The following is a 17,108-nucleotide window of genomic DNA, read 5'->3' on the forward strand; positions in this document are numbered from 1 at the left end:
GGTTTAATCGTTGCGATTATAGTACTTCAGGACGTAGTCTGAAACCATGCGATCGGTGTTGAACTCGGGGATCAGGGTCTCCATCGATTTGCGCATGCGCTGCAGCCATTTCCGGGGAATGCCGAATTCGTCACGGTCATAGAACTCAGGGATGACCTGCTGCTCGAGAATTTCGTACAGCAGACGGGAATCATGCTCGTCCTGCTGATCGGTATCATCGACGTTCGTATCGTCACCGATACCCCAGCCATTTTCGCCGTTGTAGCCTTCCCGCCACCAGCCATCCTGTATACTGAGATTGAGTCCGCCATGAATGATAATTTTCATGCCGCTCGTTCCACTGGCTTCCATCGGACGACGGGGGTTGTTCAGCCATACATCCACGCCGCTGATCATGTGCCGCGCGACGTTGATGTCGTAGTTCTCGAGGAAGACCACCTTGCCGAAGAGCGCAGGATTCTTGCTGTAGCCGACGATCTCCTGGATGAAGCGTTTCCCGTTGTCGTCCCGCGGGTGCGCTTTACCGGCGAAGACGAGCTGTACGGGACGATCAGGATCGTTGATCATTTCGATCACGCGATTGAATTCCCGGAAAAACAGCGGTGCTCTCTTGTAGGTCGCGAAGCGGCGGGCGAAACCGATGGTCAGGGCGTCAGGATTGAGGATACTGTCCTGCACCGTATTGTATTCCGTCCCGGCGCGCTGAAACTGATGCCGCATCATCCTGCGCACGTACTCCACCAGATCCCTGCGCAGCCCGTAGCGCAGCGCCCAGAGGTCTTCGTCGGGAATGAGGTCGGGATCAGACACCTGCGCCCAGATCGCTTCCTTCTTCAGATAGTAAATCCACTTCGCACCGAGATGCTTGTGCCAGAATTGCCGTGTGCGATTTGCCATCCAGCCAAGGATGTGCACACCGTTTGTAATGTGGCCGATGGGCACGTCATCCGCATTATCCTTTCCGAACAATCCCTTCCACATGTCACGGCTGACCTGTCCGTGCAGTTCGCTGACGCCGTTCGCGGCGCGCGACATTTTCAGTGCGAGCACGGTCATGCAGAATGTCTCCTCCTCGTCATCGGGACGCTCCCGTCCATATGCGAGCAAGGCCTGATGATCGAAGCCGAGATTCTCCCTGAAACGGGAGAGCAGGTGATCAAGCAGATCGGGCGTAAAACGGTCATGCCCGGCAGGCACAGGAGTATGCGTGGTAAATACGCAGTGCTGGCGCACCCAGCCCTCCGCGTCCTCGCGGGATTTCCCCTGCGAGAGCTGCTCACGGAGAAGTTCGACGGTGAGAAAGGCACTGTGGCCTTCATTCATGTGGAAGACGGTGGGAGCGAGCCCGAGTTTGCGCAGAAAACGTACGCCGCCAATTCCGAGAATCGCCTCCTGCATCACACGCGTGGTGCTGTCGCCTCCGTACACGCGCGCCGTGATCTCACGGTAATGCAGATCGTTTTCCTCCCTGTTGGTATCGAGCAGGTACAGCGTGGCGCGGCCGACATTGACCTTCCACGCATGGAAGAATACGGTGCTGTGTCCGATCTCAACCGAAGCGGTGACGACATTCCCCTCGTCATCTATTACCAGTTCGACGGGGAGTTTTTTGGTATCAAGCAACGGATAGCTTTCGTGCTGCCAGCCATCGGGACCGAGTGTCTGCTGGAAGTAGCCACCGCGGTAGAAGAGGCTGACGCCGGCAAAAGGCACGCCAAGATCGCTGGCGGATTTCGTGTGATCGCCGGCCAGCACACCGAGTCCGCCCGAATAAATCGGCAGGCTCTCATGCAGACCGAATTCCGCGCTGAAATAGGCCACAAGTTCGTTGTCCGCGTTGGTGGCGTTTTCCGCATACCAGGTGTCGGACTTTGAGAGATACGCCTCGAAATCGTTGAGTACGGTTTCAATGCTCACCAGGAATTCTTTTTCGCAGAGCCGCGCCTGCAGCTCATTGCGGGAGATTGATCGCAGTACTGCAACTGCGTTGTGGTTCGAGGAACGCCATTTTCGCTCTGACAGCGCGTGAAAAATATCCTGAGCATGTGGATTCCAGGTCCACCACAAATTGTAGGCAAGCCTGTGCAGCCCTTCGATCGCGGCGGATGTTCGTTGCATAAACGTGGCGTTCATTGATATGGCCTCTTTGGACTGTTCGATGGAAGGTATCCCGGTACTCAGGAACACGCTACTGCTCAACGGTTCCGGCGGTGGGACTGGTTCCCGGCGCCGCAATTAATCCGTGCAGTTGGTACTCCCGGTTTCAACGCAAGTATGATGCCCTAAAAATAGCGGGCGAAACGTGAAGTTCCAACCTGCAGCTCACTCGGGACGATTTCCTGCAGGCAGCTGCAGCAGGGCCGATTCGTGCGCATTGACGGGAACGGGAGGGGAAAACAGGAGCTCGTCTGCCTTCAGCGTGCGCCTGATGTGTGCGATGTCATCAACGCGCTGGAGACGCTGGCAGACGCCGATCAGCAACTGCGCCATGGTATCCCGCAAGGCGCGCCGGGAAGGTTCGTCCTGTACCTGCAGCCAGGCATGCTGCTCGAAGAGAGTCCACAGCGTCGTGTACATTTCTGCCGCAGATCTGCTGCTCTCCGCATTTGCAATATGTCGCCGCAGAATGCGTTCGGCGGGAGTGGGAGCGACGTGCGCGCCGGTACCTATGGTCCGAGACTGCATGTCAGCATCGGAAGACACGAAGAGCGAATTGCCGCGCAGGGCGTGACGCTGTTCGATGCGCTTCCGGAAGCGGCTGCGCAAATGGACACGGACAAGGTCGGGCCGTTCGGTCAGGCCGGCATCGTTGAGGAGACAGACGAGCCCGCGGCACTGCAGTACGCTGAGATTGGTGTGCAGCAAATCCTGTCCTGCCGACAATATCACCTCTCCGGTCACACCCTCCAGCAGCGGCAGGGCACGGAGCAGAGCATGACGTATGAATTGCCCCTGATTGTACGATCGATCATGGTCGCCATACTGGTATCCTTCCCGATGTCGCAGTTCCTGCAGCGCTATGCCGGGATCAGGGTAGCCGAGAAGCGACAGCAACCCGAGTGCGTCGGAAAATCCAATTTCCATATAGTAGCGGATGCTGTCACGCCCACAGAGCCTCGCGACACGGCGCAGCAACTCCTGCCTCCCGCGCTCGGCACGGACGTTGGCAAGAATATTATACGCGTCGTCCTCATATCCGAGATACGAGAATGTGCCGCGGGGAATACTTGTTATCTGGATTTCGGGAACGGAAGGATCAATGGAAAGCAGGTGCAGAGCATCGGCTCTCCCCTTCCCTTCGCCGAGCCTGGAATCGAGTCCGATCAGCAGCAAATCGAGAAGCCCACCCTTTTCAGCAGCCGAGAGGTTCACTGGATACGCCGTGCCCCGCTCCTGCAGCATTGCATGCGGAAGAGGGCTGCGCGGGAACAGCGTACGCGCCGCCGCGAGGGCACTGTCGCGCCTGCCCGGGTAGAAACGCTGATACATCTGGTTGAAGGAATCGAGTGCGCCGTGGGCGATACTGCGTACCGCACGCGCACCGAGAACGTCAGGTGGCGGAGGTGTCAGAGGGTTCTGATGGAAACGTGCGAATAGCGACCAGGCAGTCAGAAAGACTGCCGTGACGCCTGCGAAAAGAAACACACGGCGCCGCAAAAGACGGGAGCGGTGCCGCCGCAGGCGATACTGCCTGTGCCGTTCGAACGTATTCATTGCAGAGCGAGTCCGCCGGAACCCCGCACATCGTGAACATACCGGTTACTTGTCGGTGTAATATACGAGCTTTTGTCCGATGTCGAGAAAACGGCCGATCGTATTCCAGCTTTTCAGCTGTGTGACGCTGACATTGAGTTTCCTGGCGATGGAGTACAGTGTCTCCCCTTTCTGCACGGTGTACTCATGGCGTACGCCCTGTGCTGTTTCACTCGCATCTCCGGTCTGTTCTGCAGCTTCCGACTTGCCGCTGACGCCGGATTCGGCTGCAGGCGCGTCCTTTACAGGCGCTGCCTTTGCAGGCGCGGCTTCCGCAGGCGCGGCATTCTGTTCCTTCATCGGCTGCTTTTCTGCAGCATTCTTGTCATCACCCCCCTGGACGGTATAAGTCTTTACTGCGGCTTCCTCGCCGGAGGCGTTGATCAGCAGCACCTGCCCGATCTTCAGATCGTCACTCGCAAGTTTGTTCCACATGCGAAGGTCGGCGACGGAAACGTTGTAATCTCGTGCGATGCTGCTCAGACTCTCACCCGCTGCGACGGTATGCCGCCTGATGACAACTTTCTTGCCGTTGAGCATAACCGTGGTATCCGAAGTGGGAATCCCATTCGCGGTCGTCGCTGCCTGCATGGAAGGTTTTTCATCGGTTTCGTCAGGCTTGCCAGCTTTTGCGGGAGTGCTGACTTTCTGTCCGTCCAGCTGCACATCCTGCGCCTTTGCAGGCGCGGCCTTTGCAGGTGCGGCCTTTGCAGGCTGCGCGGGAGTTGCCGGGGCGGCGGAAGGGGCGCTGACACGCAGCTTCTGACCGGCCTTCAGCATCGTGCCATCCATCTCATTCCACTTCCGCAGATCATCGACACTCACATTGTGTTCACGCGAGATACTGTACAGATTGTCACCTGGCTGCACGGTGTACAGGTCCCTTGCCTGCTCTTTCGAAGCGGAGGCAGGAGCGCTCTGCGCTGCCCCGTCGGACGCAACGGCGGGTGTTTCCGTTTTTGCCGTCTTCGCGGGCGCTGCCGTCTTTGCGGGCGCTACCGTCTTTGCGGGCGCTACCGTCTTTGCAGGCGTCGTCGTCTTTGATGGCGTCGTCGTTTTTGCGGGGGCGACTGTCTTCGCGGGAGTTGCCGCCGTCGCGGTATGACGGACGATACGCAGTTTCTGACCGACCTGGATGCCGGGATCGGGCAGACTGTTCCACTTCATCACATCCTCAACGCTTACGCCGTACTGACGGGAAATGCGGAAAAGCGTCTCACCTTTCCGGACCACATGAACCGTGTCTTTCTCAGCCTGCTGCGCGGAAGCGCCAGCGGGTTTTTCCTGTCGCGTGGCGATTTTCGCTGATTCGCTGTTCCTGGCGGATTCGGCGTTCTTCGCGGTTGAGCCGGAACGGCCTCCTTCCCTGCGAACCTTGAGGGTGCTGCCGGATTTGATGTCGGTCGACGACAGGTCGTTCCAATCGATCAGATTCTCTATTGTGACATGGAAGGCGTCAGCGATGCTGGCGAGCGTTTCGCCGCTCTGCACCGTGTATTCACCATGAACGGCAGCCGCAGTGGCGTCCATCGTTCTGTTGGATGAAGCGCTGCCTTTCGCGTTGGCGGACACAGCTGAGGCATCGGCCAGCAGGGCGGAATTTTCTATCGTAAGACTGTCTTTTTCTTCGAGTGTTTCTTCACGCAGCCAGATATCGAGAGTCGAACCGGCGATGAGCTTGTCATTCGATTCCATGCCGTTCCAGTTCATCAGGTCATGCACGGTGACATCGAAACTCTGCGCGATGCCGCCCAGCGTCATTCCCTTTTCAATGCGCACGGCACGCTTGATGCGCCCGTTCGTGCGCTTTGTCGGATCACGCTCGCTGTCCTTGTTCGTCAGATTGTCCATCGCCACCGCGTAGGATCCCGGATCGACCACTTCCTTGTGCGGGATGCGGAGGATTTCGCCAAGTCGCAGGTGACGCGCACTGCTCATCTCATTCGCCTTGACAATCTGTCCGACCGTAACGTGGTATTTCTTCGCAAGGCGATAGAGGCTTTCGCCCCTGCGCACCTTGTGCTCAACCATGACGATCTCTTCAGTCTTGCGAATCGGACAACTGGCGAGATTCGAAGCGAAGGTTCTCGACCTGCCTTTGGGGATGCGGAGGTTGAAGGCGCGCGGCGGCGTAATCGGCTGCAGCAGTATGGGATTGTACTGCTGAAGTTCTTCCAGCGACACACCTGCGCAGCCTGCGAGGTCCTTCATGTGATAGGGCTTGTCTACTTGAATCGTTTCATACTCAAGGGGACGCTGCATGTCGATGTCTGAGAAATCATATTCGTCCCTGTCCAACGCAATGATGGATGCTGCGATATAGCGCGGCACATAGTTCTGCGTTTCGCGCGGCAGATAGCGGCGCACCTCCCAGTAGGTCGGATTCTCCTCTCCGGTCTTGCGAATGGCGCGGCTGATGCGACCCGCCCCGGCATTGTATGCAGCCAGGGCAAGATGCCAGTCGCCGAAGCGGTTGTAGAGGTCGCGGAGATGGCGGGCAGCGGCGCGTGTGGCTTTTTCGGGGTCACGGCGCTCGTCGGTATACCAATCTCCCTTGAGCCCGTACATCTCCCCGGTCGATTTGAGGAACTGCCACAAACCGACACAGGCAGCCCAGGAACGCGCGACGGGATTGACCCCGCTCTCAATCATCGTGAGGAAAATAATTTCCTCGGGCATGCCCTCCTCCCTGAGAATCGGACGCATGACGGGGAAGTAGCGTCCCGAACGCTCCAGCCATTTCACAAAATGCTTACGCATCTTCGTCGTGAAATAGACGATGTTCTTTTCTACCTCCCTGTTGATGGGAAGCGGGATCGTCGTTGTTGGTGGTTCCTTGAAATGCAGCGGAGTGAGATCGGCGGTGTCGGCTTCCGCGTTGTTATCCGCAAGCATGGTGAGTGCGGAGATCGGGATCTCGGCATCGCTGCGTCCAATTGCATCCTCGCAGGTACGATACACGGCGGCAAGCCGTCCACTGAGATCGACGTATGTAGGATCCTCTTCAATTTCAGGCAGATAACTTGCGCGATCGAGTTTCTCCGAAGCGAGAATGGCCTGGTCAATGGCCGTCGTGGTGTCACCCCCGGCGAGTGCCTTGCTCGAGAGCAGCACGTGCAGACGCGCCCGGTCGAGGAGCGGCTCCTTTTCCGCGGCGCTGACCTCAATCGCTGGAGGAAGGTCTTCGATATCCAGTGCGGGACGTGGCAGCAGCGGCTCGCCATCGGCCGGCATCAGGGAATCTGCCAGCGCGAGTCCATCGCCCTGCAGTGCGGCATCCTCACGAGAAAGTTCTTTCTGCGAGGAACATGCGGAAACCACAACCGCGAGTAAAATGATGAGCAGTGATCTGGAAATCCCTGAACGAAGATAATCGCGGCGCAGAATCATAGAACCTCGGATCGAAAAAACACGATGGTGGAGCTCGGGCTGACGGTATGCGACGTGCATGCCGCCTGAGAGAGACCCAACAGGAAAACTACGAAGTCGACTTGATAAAATCAATGAAATGATTGCTCTAACATCTTGAAAATAAATACTGATGCAGCCTCTGCTATTGCGCTGTTTCTGTCCCCTGCATGTCCCGATCCGGGGCGGTTTCACCAGTTTCAGGCTGACCGGACACTGCAGGATTCGCATCGGGAGGCGCTGCCTGCGAACGTGCGTCGGACTGCCTACGCGCGTCCGCGTTCGAAAGTTTCTCGAAAACGAGCACGCCGAAGGTCTGATCCGGAGCGATGAACTGCTGCAGGAGTTTGTACGTCGGATTCCCCTGGAAGAACTCCATGGGGACATCCCCACCGAACTGGCTGTTGCCGTAATGGCTGTCCCACACGATGACGGATCCCGCTTCGGCTGTCTTCAGCGTTTCGAGCTGCAGCGAACGGTCGCGGTTGCTGTCGTTGATATCGATATCCGAGAAATAGCGGAAGAGTACGTGATTTCCGTAAAGGGGACGCTGCTGAAACTCCTCAGGCTGCTCGAGATACCATTCAGCCGCCTGCTTCACTGTCGAGGCCTCCTTGTCGAGGGTCCGCGGCTTTTCGGCATATACCGTGAAGGCGACGGTGCCGACAAGTAAAAACGTAACGAAGACGGGACCGCTGAGCATACGGGCACCGGCGAAGGCGGCGGCGAGGGCAAGTACCGCGATCATCATTCCCACATGATCCCAGCGCGGCTGGTCGGTGAGGATGAGTCCGTTGGTATCCCTTGCGAGGAACAGCACTCCCAGCAGCGCGACCACGGCGAGCAGCGCCAGACCGATGTTCCGGTTGCGGGATTCGAACAGCGTGTTGAGTCCCATGGCAGCATAGATCGCCGTCAACGGGGCGATGGACAGCAGGTAGCGCCAGTGTCCCGGATTCGCGCCGAAATTCGGGACATCCCACGCCGAAATCACGGCCCAGGCGAACATGATGGTGAAGGTGAAGAAAAAGAATCCGTGCCGGCTAATCTGCTCTTTCGCCCTCTCGAAGGGAAGAAACTCTTTCCAGTAACCGAGAACGAACAGTGAGAGGATGACCGGTCCCACCATGTATATGTACGTGCCGAAATAATGCCAGAAGGGTTTGTGCGGCACCTCGACGCCGAGTCCGATGCGTTGCATGTCATCAAGCAGCCAGGTGGGATTGCCGGTGTGTATCCAGCCGATCAATGCAAGGGTCACCGGGGTCCATGCCAGGAGCAGGAAGGGAATCCACTGCTTGCGCATGAGGAATATCACACCGAGTCCCAGGCTCACCAGGGCAAACTCCTGTCTGATCGCGAAGACGTAGGATGATGCCAGCGCTGCCCACACCCATCGTTCACGATAATAGAAGTACAGGGATAGCACGATGAACAGCGCAGCGGTAATCTCGCTGTATGCCCGGAAGGATATTTGCAGATACAGAGGCTGCGCGGCCAAAAACACCGCCGCCATCGTGGAATTTTTGATTTTGAGGGAACGGCCCAGCTTGTATGTCATGACCACGGTGAGCGCGGCAATGAAGCAGTGCGCGAGGGCGACGCCCGTGAAGCCGAACAGTCCGGGAAGTACCATGAGTATTTTCCAGCCTGGTTTGGGCTGATTGCCCATGATGCTGAAAGGATCACCCCAGAACTGACGGATGTTGCGGTAATGCCCGATCTCATCGTCCTGGTAAAAGCCGGTGGAACCTGCGCTGAACCAGTAGTAAAGCAGTACCAGCAGCGGAATGAGCAGCCAGATGTACTTGTCCGTGAACTCGTCGAGGTTGAAGTTCGACAGCATGGTCGGCTGTTCCGAACTCTTCCCTCCCTTCTTTTTCATCTGTTTTGTCTTTGCCATGGTGTCTCAGCTCCGTGTCTGCTTGAGGCTGCGATGATACAGTTCTTCAATTCCCTCCGCCATGTGCTCCCATGAATACTTGCGCTTCTCCTCGATGACGTTCTCGCGGTACTGCGCAAATCGGTCGTGCGTGAAGAAGTCGACCACAGCTTCGGCGAGCGCTGCGGGCTGTTCAGGCGGCACAATGGCGCCGGTTTTCCCGTCGACGATGACTTCTCCGAGTCCCCCGACATCGGTGGCGATGACGGGACGATGGAAGTTGTAAGCGATCTGAATGATACCGCTCTGTGTTGCCGACTTGTACGGCAGGGTGAGCAGATCCGCGGCGGAGAAATACATCCCCACTTCTTCGTTCGGTACGTAGTCCGAATGGAAATGCACGTAGTCCTGCACACCGAGGCGGCGCACCTGTTCGCGGTACTTTTCTTCATTGTTGTAAAACTCACCGACGACCAGCAGGCGCACCTTCATCCGTTCGAGAATACGCGGCAGGGCGTCGAGAATGACATCGAGTCCCTTGTAATCACGCACATAACCGAAGAACAGGAGTACGCGTTCGTCCTGCGCGAGCTGCACACCATCCGCCCGCTGTGCGAGCGCGACACGGGCACTGTGACGATTGCTCTCTTCACCGAAGATTTCATACACCGGGTGCGGCAGATAGCTCAGGAGGGGATTTTTCTTCCAGAGCCTGAGGTCGCGCTCGACGGCGCGGGACTGCACCACGTAACTGTCGATGAAGCGAAACGCGAATTTCGTCAGCAGCTTGTCGCCGGGTCTGCGCTCATGTGGAATGACATTGTCGCAGATGAACATGGTGCGCGTCTTCCTGCCCACCCGCGCGATAGCGGCAATCGTGCCGTAGGAGGGTGCGAAAAAAGGCATCCAGAATTTGAAAACGATCAGGTCGGGCTGCATTGCGCGTACGCGGAAGCCCGTGCGCACCCAGTTGAAGGGATTGATGGAATCGATCCACTGCACACTTTCGACGGGTACGCCGGCATCGCCGGATTCGTCCTGTGATTTTCCGGGGAAAAGCAGTTTCGGATACTGACGGGAAAACGTGACAATGCGCACGTCATGGCTGCGGGAAAGGTATTTCCAGAGCAGACCGACATAGTGGGCTATGCCGCCCCGCAGGGGAAAGGCTGTCCCGATCAGCACGATGTTCATGATGTGCTGCCGGCCTCCACCGCCGCCCAGCGCTGCACGGCAGCGAAGACATCATCCACTTCGAGGTGTTCCATACAGACATAGTCTTTGTTCGTACATGTCGGCATGAAGAAGCAGGTGCATTCACGCGAGGGCTGCAGGATTTCGCCGCGGCCGTAGAGCTCGAATTCGTTGGGATTGAAGATGTTGTTGAACAGCACCAGCGGCTTGTGCAGTCCGATCGCCAGGTGCATGGCCATGGTGACGGCAGAAACGATGACATCGCAGCGGTCGAGCAAGGCGATGAAGGTTTTCAGCGGGAAATGGCCGAGATACAGTCCCCCGCTCGCGCGGGCGAGGCGCTGGTTTTTCTCATGCTCCTGCTCGCCGCCGAGGAACAGCGGCTGCATTCCCGCAGCGATCAGCTTGCGTGCGAGTTCAATCCAGTACTCTTCCGCCCAGAGACGCGTCGTCCATCGTCCCCCGCAGCCGGTGTTGAGTCCGATCAGTTTTTTCCCTTCGAACGCCGGCATGCCCTGCGCGAGGAGCGTGGCGTCGATATCGAACGGTGTGTCAACCTCGAGGATGTAATCCTCGCCCTGCCAGTCGTAGCCGCAGATTTCGAAAATCTCTTCGACGTAGTGTTTCGTATTCGCCTTGTTGAGGTCGTCGAAGAGTCCGGTGAGGAATTTGTGTTCGGCGTCGGCATCGATCGGAGCGCAGATGCCGTTCACGATGGTAAAGCCTTTTTTTACACTGGCTTCGAGGCGGTCGGCGAGTGCGCAGGCTTCGCGGTCCTTATCCAGGTTGATCACCAGGTCAAAGTTGACGGCGAGCACCGAGATGACCCCGGCCATGTCGAATTTCAGCACCCGGTCCACATCTCCCGGCACCACGTCCGGCGTCAGCGTGAGCCACCAGATCCTCGCGCCCGGATATTCTTTGCGGAGTCTGTGCAACAGCGGTGTCGTGCGAATGACGTCACCGATGGCGCCAAGTTTGATGATGAGGATGTTCCTGTCGGTCGGCTCGTAATATGCGCAGTCGGCGCAGTGCACGCCCTCCCGCTTGTGGGGTGCGCAGGGGATGTCGCCGCGGAAATGGCGGCAGTCGGCCTTGTAGACGATGCGTTGTGTCATGAAACCTGGATATTGATTTTCGTAGCTAAGAAAGCGTCTCGCGAATGGTGTAGTCCCGCACATTCGTGCCCGACTTCGTCACCATTTCCGCCAGTAGTCCCGTACTGATCAGCTGAATACCGAGCAGCATGAGGAGGATACCGAGAAGGAGCATGGGACGGTTGCCCACCGGGTAGCCCATCAGCCATTCGATAGTAAGCCAGACATTGATGAAGAAGCCGGCGAACAGCATGATACTGCCCATTGTCCCGAATACGTGAAGGGGACGCTGTGTGTAGCGCGAGGTGAACATGACGGTGAGCAGATCGAGAAAGCCCTTGAAAAAACGCGAAAGCCCGAATTTCGTCTTGCCGTATTTGCGGGGATGATGCTGCACCACCAGTTCGGTCACCGTAAATCCCGCCATTTTGGCGAGCACCGGGATATAGCGGTGCATCTCGCCGTAGACGTTCACCGCCTTGATGACCTCACCGCGATAGGCTTTCAGTCCACAGTTGAAATCATGGATGCTGATACCGGAGAGCTTGCCGGTCACGAAATTGAAGAATTTCGATGGGATTGTTTTGGAGATGGGATCAAAGCGTTTCTTCTTCCAGCCCGAAACCATGTCCCACCCCTCATCGATTTTCGCGATCAATGCGGGAATTTCTGCGGGATCGTCCTGCAGATCGGCATCCATCGTAATCACGTATTTCCCCGCCGCGCGTTCGAAACCGACGGCGAGCGCGGCGGATTTCCCATAATTCCGGCGAAAGCGCACCATCTTGAAGCGCGGGTCCTCGGCATGGAGACGGCGCAGGGTTTCGACAGAGCCGTCATGACTGCCGTCGTCGATAAACCAGACTTCCCAGAGCGCACTGCGGGCGGAAAGCACTTCCTTCAGACGGGACGAAAGTTCCGGGAGGGATTCATTTTCATTATAGGAAGGAATGACGACGGAGACATCCAGCGCATACTCCTCTGCGTCGTGTGCGGCGGGAGCGGTCTGCGGTGTTTCCGTGCTGATGGGATGTTCCTGCGTTGTCTGCAATAGTCCTTCCGATAGTAAAAAATGAAAAATATCAGTCACAGGCGTGATATGCAATGTCGGAAATGCGCCGCCGCCCTGTGTATTTCGCCGCGATGGTGAAAAATGTTACCTTGCCGCTTGCATCTGCAGTCACCGCTCTCCATGCAGCCGTCAATATCCATGTGGAAATTCCTGTACACCGTGTTGGTCCTGCCCGTCCTCTGGACGGCATTCCGCGTACTCTGGCCGTTCAACCGCAAGGTACGCCGGGGATTACGGGGCAGAACCGGTTCATGGCAGCGCCTCCGGGTGTTCATCCGCAACAATCCCGCGCGGCAGCGGCTGTGGGTACACGCCTCCTCGATGGGGGAATTCGAGCAGGCAAAACCCATCATTGAGCAGTTGCGCCGGCAGATGCCGGACCTCGTGGTGGTGGCCACCTTTTTCTCTCCCTCCGGTTACGACAACAACCTGCGCTACCGGTCCATTGATGCCATCGCCTACATCCCCTTCGATACGCCGTGGAAAGCGCGGCGCTTCCTGACGCTGCTGCAGCCGACGGCGGCCGTGTTCATCCGCTACGATGTGTGGCCCAATCATGTGTGGACCTGCAGACGCATGGGCATTCCGGTCATGCTCGCCAACGCGACGATGCGTCCCAACAGCAGCCGTCTGCTTCCCGGGATGCGCCGATTCCACCGCGCGGTATACAATGCGATGGATGTGATACTCACGGTATCGGAACAGGACGCCGACAGTTTCCGTCGCCTGAGGCTCTCGCGTCCACGCATCGAAGCCGTCGGCGACACGCGCTACGACCGTGTCGCCGGGAAAGCTGTGGAATCACGCAAGCGCATGCCGCTTCCGGCCGCCCTGCGCGAAGGCAGACGCACACTCGTCATCGGCTCGAGCTGGCCGGAGGACGAGGAGGTGCTGCTCCCCGTGCTCTTCAAGCTGCTCGACCATGATTCCTCACTGCAGTGTATCATTGTGCCGCATGAGCCGACGATCGATCATCTCGAATTCCTCGAATACCGCCTCAACGGAAAGTTCTCTTCCATCCGTTTCTCCTACCTGCACGCCTGGCAGGGTGAACGCATCATCATCGTCGACAGCATCGGTATTCTCCTTCCGCTGTACGCCGCAGCGGATATCGCCTTCGTCGGAGGAGGATTCCGCTCGAACGTACACAACACACTCGAACCCGCCGCGTATGGCATCCCCGTCATTTTCGGACCGAAAATCGCCAACAGCCAGGAAGCGCAGGAACTGGTCGACGCCGGCGGCGGCATGCTGGTACACAACAAACAGGAATGCTATCGCAGCATGCGCCGGCTCATCGACGACGAAGCGCATCGCAGTGACTGCGGTGCCCGTGCCGGCAGCTTCGTCTCCCAACGCTGCGGTGCCACCACGCGCATCCTCGAAGCCGTCGAGCCCCTGCTGGAAGCGCAGCCGGAGGCTGCGCATGAAAAGATGGAATGATGGAAAAATGGAAATATCTATCTGCGATCTGCAATCTGCGATCTGCAATCTGTAATCTGCGATCTGCAATCTGTAATCTGTAATCTGTAATCTTCTATCTGCAATCTGCTATTTGTCTTCCGCGCGTTTGGCTTCATCCCAGTAGGTGTCCATTTCGGCAAGGGTGGCGTCGCCGGGTGTGCGGTTCTGATCGCGGAGGCGCTTCTCTACATGGCGGAAGCGGCGGTCGAACTTGTCGATGGTGCGGCGCAGGGCGTCTTCAGGATTGATTTTCACGAAGCGGGCGTAGTTGACGAGAGAGAAGAGAACGTCACCGAACTCATCCTCGATATCACGGCCGTTCCCGCTCTCGACGGCGGCGCGCAGTTCATCGATTTCCTCATGCACTTTTGACCAGACATCCTCTCCGCGTTCCCAGTCGAAGCCGATCTTCGAGGCCTTATCCTGCATGCGATAGGCTTTGAGCAGGGCGGGCAGTGAACGAGGAACGCCATCAATGACCGATTCCCTTCCCTCATCCATCTTTATCTGTTCCCAGTTGCGCATGACGTCACCGGAGTTCTCGACTTCGGTATCGCTGAAAATGTGCGGATGCCGTCGCACGAGTTTGTCGATGATGGCGCGAAGGACGTCGTCGATACTGAAGCGTTCTCCTTCCGCCGCAATCTCGCTGTGGAAAACGACATGAAGAAGCAGATCCCCGAGTTCGCTCTGCAGCTCTGTGTCGTCGCCATGATCAATGGCCTCGACTACCTCATACGCTTCTTCTATCGTATGTCCCTTGATACTGTCATTCGTCTGCTCCCTGTCCCACGGACATTCCCTGCGCAGACGTTTCATGATGGCGAGAAGATGGTCGAATGTATAGTCGGTCATAGATGTTCCGCTGTGTGGTAATCCGTTAAGATAGGGGTTTTGGCGGACTTCGTACACGATTGCAGATTTCAGATTGCAGATTGCAGATTTCAGATTGCAGATTGCAGATTTCAGATTGCAGATGGCAGATTTCAGATTGCAGATGGCAGATTTCAGATGGCAGATTTCAGATGGCAGATTTCAGATGGCAGATTTCAGATGGCAGATTTCAGATTGCAGATGACAGATGGCAGATGTTTATCGTCCCCATGCTCTGCGTGGGGACGATGAGCGCTTATAATCAGGGATTGCTTCCGTGAAGTCGACAAGTGCCCGGGTACACGCCATGGGAAGCAATCCCTGCTCCTATCGATTTTGGAATCTGTAATCTGTAATCTGGAATCTGGAATTTGGAATCTGGGATCTGGGATCTGCAATCTGAGCTCCGGGCGCTATCTTGCAGATTCCGAACGTTATCCCTAGCTTGGTTGCGGACAAACTGTGGCAGTATGAGTGTTTCTTACACGCTGAAAGAAAGTTTTGCGGGCTTCAACCGGAACAGGTCCGCGTCGCTCATTACGGTGTTTACCGTGAGCATCTCCCTTCTCCTGCTGGGAGTGTTCGCCATTATCACCCTGAATTTCGCGACGTTCGTCAACCAGATTCGCTCACGTGTGGATCTGGAAGTCTTTCTTGCCTCTGACATCAATGAGCGTCAGCAGGAGGAAATGACCGACATTCTTTCGCATATGCCGGGAGTCGATGAGGTGGAGTTCATCAGCAAGGAAGACGCGGCCGAGATTTTCACACGCGATTTCGGGGAAAGTTTCGACGATATTCTCGAGAGCAATCCCCTCCCGCAGAGCTTCCGGCTGTCCATCCAGGAAGGATATGACAACTCGGACAGCGTCCGTCTCATCGCCGATAAAGTCGAGCGCATGCAGCTCGTGGAGAGCGTACACTATCGCAAGCAGCTCCTGCAACTGATCGACCGCCGCGCCCGGGCGTTCAGCTACGCCACGCTTTTCATCGGTATCATTCTCGCCCTGAGCGCCGTCATCCTGGTCGCGAACACGATTCGACTGACCATCTATGCAAAACGGCATATCATCCGCACGATGAAACTCGTTGGTGCGACGACGATGTTCATTCGCATGCCCTTCCTGATAGAAGGAATGTTCCACGGACTCATCGGCGGTATTATCGCCTCGGTGATGATCGATATCGTCTTCACCTTCTTCATTCAGCCACTGTCGGAAGATCTGCTTGTAAATATCGGTGTGAGCTTCACGTATTACCTGCTGCTCATTCTCGGTGGCTGCGCTCTCGGACTGCTCGGCTCCCTGTTTTCCATCGGACGCTTCCTCAAGGAAGCGCTGGTTCAGCAATAATCTCCATTCCCTCATCACCATTCCCTTCCGCAAAGGCACAATAGCAATCATGGCCAGCTCGAAATCACTTTACCCGTTTCATCTCACGCCCGGGGGACCCCAGCTCAGCAAAGCCATGCTGGCACAGTGTCCCAGAGACCTGCGCAAAAACCCGGAAGCTCGTCTCCTGCTCGAAGGCTGCCGCATGGGGGAACATCTCCTCGCCCTGAGTCAGCTCTTTTCAGGACGCATCGTCGGCATCGACGAGGATGCAGAGACAGTGTTCTATGCAAAAATGGCCATCGCTGAAATGCGGAAATCGCAGCAGATTTCCGCGCAGTTCATGACTCCGGTACAGACGAATTTCCCGGACGCAAGCTTTGACATCGTCATGCTCGAGGGACTGCTGTCAGGCTATCCTGCGGGGCGCGTACTCAAAGAGGCACTGCGCGTGCTCAAACCCGATGGCTGGCTGCTGATCTCGGATTCGTGCTGGCTCGAGGACAACATTCCGACCTATGTGCGTGAAATCTGGGAATCACCGGATCACAAGCTGCTCGATTCCGGCGGCATGCAGCAAACGCTGGAAGAAAAGGGACTGCGCATCGTCAACATCGAGGACCGTTCCTCCGTGCTCGCTTCGTTCTACAACCAGTTCAACAGTACGGTAAAGGGAATCGCGAAAAGCGGATTCGAGGGGATGAAGCACATGAAGGGACTGATCAAACACTACAAGCATGAAATCGATGTCTACCACCGGCATGGTGGCGACCGCTACATGGGATATTTGAGCGTCGTATGCCGCCGCGACGCGCCCGCCCAGGAGAAAGACCCTGCAAAGGATGAACTCCCAGCACAGAATGAAATCCCAGCACAGAATGATTCCCCTGCACAGAATGAAATCCCGGCACAGAATGATACCCCGGCGCAGAATGAAATCCCGGCGCAGAATGAAATCCCGGCGCAGAATGATTCCCCGGCGCAGAATGATACCCCGCCCCCGAAAGAAGAATCCTGAGCGCTCACTGGAAAGG

At 56.9% G+C, this 17,108-nt stretch carries 11 protein-coding genes; 3 read left to right on the plus strand and 8 right to left on the minus strand.

Going from position 1 to position 17,108, the window contains the following annotated elements; genetic code table 11:
- Positions 1-3 precede the first annotated feature (3 nt).
- The 7 genes from glgP to KQI65_13210 all read right to left on the minus strand — a co-directional run bounded on the left by glgP (position 4) and on the right by KQI65_13210 (position 12,304).
- Complete coding sequence (gene glgP / locus KQI65_13180; GenBank protein ID MCB2205691.1) at positions 4-2,118, minus strand: alpha-glucan family phosphorylase; 2,115 nt, start codon at positions 2,116-2,118, stop codon at positions 4-6.
- A gap of 204 nt (positions 2,119-2,322) precedes the next feature.
- The gene (locus tag KQI65_13185; GenBank protein MCB2205692.1) at positions 2,323-3,714 is read right to left on the minus strand and encodes an LCP family protein; all 1,392 of its coding nucleotides are present in this window, start codon (positions 3,712-3,714) and stop codon (positions 2,323-2,325) included.
- A gap of 45 nt (positions 3,715-3,759) precedes the next feature.
- The gene (locus KQI65_13190; GenBank protein ID MCB2205693.1) at positions 3,760-7,143 is read right to left on the minus strand and encodes a LysM peptidoglycan-binding domain-containing protein; all 3,384 of its coding nucleotides are present in this window, start codon (positions 7,141-7,143) and stop codon (positions 3,760-3,762) included.
- 163 nt (positions 7,144-7,306) lie between these two features.
- Positions 7,307-9,064 (minus strand): hypothetical protein, encoded by a 1,758-nt coding sequence (locus KQI65_13195; protein ID MCB2205694.1) that lies wholly within the window; start codon positions 9,062-9,064, stop codon positions 7,307-7,309.
- 6 nt (positions 9,065-9,070) lie between these two features.
- Positions 9,071-10,237: a glycosyltransferase gene (locus tag KQI65_13200; protein MCB2205695.1), complete on the minus strand. Its 1,167-nt coding sequence runs from the start codon at positions 10,235-10,237 to the stop codon at positions 9,071-9,073.
- A complete protein-coding gene (locus tag KQI65_13205) occupies positions 10,234-11,355 on the minus strand; it encodes a glycosyltransferase family 9 protein (GenBank protein MCB2205696.1) in 1,122 nt (373 codons plus the stop codon). The genes KQI65_13200 and KQI65_13205 overlap by 4 nt, the downstream gene beginning before the upstream one ends.
- 25 nt (positions 11,356-11,380) lie before the next feature.
- A complete protein-coding gene (locus tag KQI65_13210) occupies positions 11,381-12,304 on the minus strand; it encodes a glycosyltransferase family 2 protein (GenBank protein ID MCB2205697.1) in 924 nt (307 codons plus the stop codon).
- Positions 12,305-12,526: 222 nt separating this feature from the next.
- On the opposite strand from KQI65_13210, the gene KQI65_13215 reads away from it, so the two are divergent.
- Complete coding sequence (locus KQI65_13215; GenBank protein ID MCB2205698.1) at positions 12,527-13,849, plus strand: 3-deoxy-D-manno-octulosonic acid transferase; 1,323 nt, start codon at positions 12,527-12,529, stop codon at positions 13,847-13,849.
- 108 nt (positions 13,850-13,957) lie between these two features.
- Here the strand turns inward: KQI65_13215 and mazG are convergent, their stop codons facing one another.
- Positions 13,958-14,725 carry a nucleoside triphosphate pyrophosphohydrolase gene (gene mazG, locus KQI65_13220; protein ID MCB2205699.1) on the minus strand — a complete coding sequence of 256 codons (768 nt, stop codon included), beginning with the start codon at positions 14,723-14,725 and terminating at the stop codon, positions 13,958-13,960.
- Between the two features lie 488 nt (positions 14,726-15,213).
- Here mazG and KQI65_13225 point away from each other — a divergent pair, with 488 nt between their 5' ends.
- Together KQI65_13225 and KQI65_13230 are read left to right on the plus strand one after the other, a co-directional pair.
- Positions 15,214-16,095, plus strand: coding sequence for an ABC transporter permease (locus KQI65_13225; GenBank protein ID MCB2205700.1), 882 nt, complete (start codon positions 15,214-15,216; stop codon positions 16,093-16,095).
- Between the two features lie 49 nt (positions 16,096-16,144).
- Positions 16,145-17,092: a methyltransferase domain-containing protein gene (locus KQI65_13230; GenBank protein ID MCB2205701.1), complete on the plus strand. Its 948-nt coding sequence runs from the start codon at positions 16,145-16,147 to the stop codon at positions 17,090-17,092.
- The last annotated feature ends 16 nt before the right edge of the window (positions 17,093-17,108 follow it).

The organism is bacterium (genome assembly GCA_020444325.1).
GTDB lineage: Bacteria > Bacteroidota > Ignavibacteria > SZUA-365 > SZUA-365 > BM516.

What these genes read in the sequence shown, in the direction of transcription:
- glgP (MCB2205691.1), bottom strand. Translation starts at nt 2,118, where the DNA reads ATGCAACGAACATCCGCCGCGATCGAAGGGCTGCACAGGCTTGCCTAC.
- KQI65_13185 (MCB2205692.1), bottom strand. Translation starts at nt 3,714, where the DNA reads ATGAATACGTTCGAACGGCACAGGCAGTATCGCCTGCGGCGGCACCGC.
- KQI65_13190 (MCB2205693.1), bottom strand. Translation starts at nt 7,143, where the DNA reads ATGATTCTGCGCCGCGATTATCTTCGTTCAGGGATTTCCAGATCACTG.
- KQI65_13195 (MCB2205694.1), bottom strand. Translation starts at nt 9,064, where the DNA reads ATGGCAAAGACAAAACAGATGAAAAAGAAGGGAGGGAAGAGTTCGGAA.
- KQI65_13200 (MCB2205695.1), bottom strand. Translation starts at nt 10,237, where the DNA reads ATGAACATCGTGCTGATCGGGACAGCCTTTCCCCTGCGGGGCGGCATA.
- KQI65_13205 (MCB2205696.1), bottom strand. Translation starts at nt 11,355, where the DNA reads ATGACACAACGCATCGTCTACAAGGCCGACTGCCGCCATTTCCGCGGC.
- KQI65_13215 (MCB2205698.1), top strand. Translation starts at nt 12,527, where the DNA reads ATGCAGCCGTCAATATCCATGTGGAAATTCCTGTACACCGTGTTGGTC.
- mazG (MCB2205699.1), bottom strand. Translation starts at nt 14,725, where the DNA reads ATGACCGACTATACATTCGACCATCTTCTCGCCATCATGAAACGTCTG.
- KQI65_13225 (MCB2205700.1), top strand. Translation starts at nt 15,214, where the DNA reads ATGAGTGTTTCTTACACGCTGAAAGAAAGTTTTGCGGGCTTCAACCGG.
- KQI65_13230 (MCB2205701.1), top strand. Translation starts at nt 16,145, where the DNA reads ATGGCCAGCTCGAAATCACTTTACCCGTTTCATCTCACGCCCGGGGGA.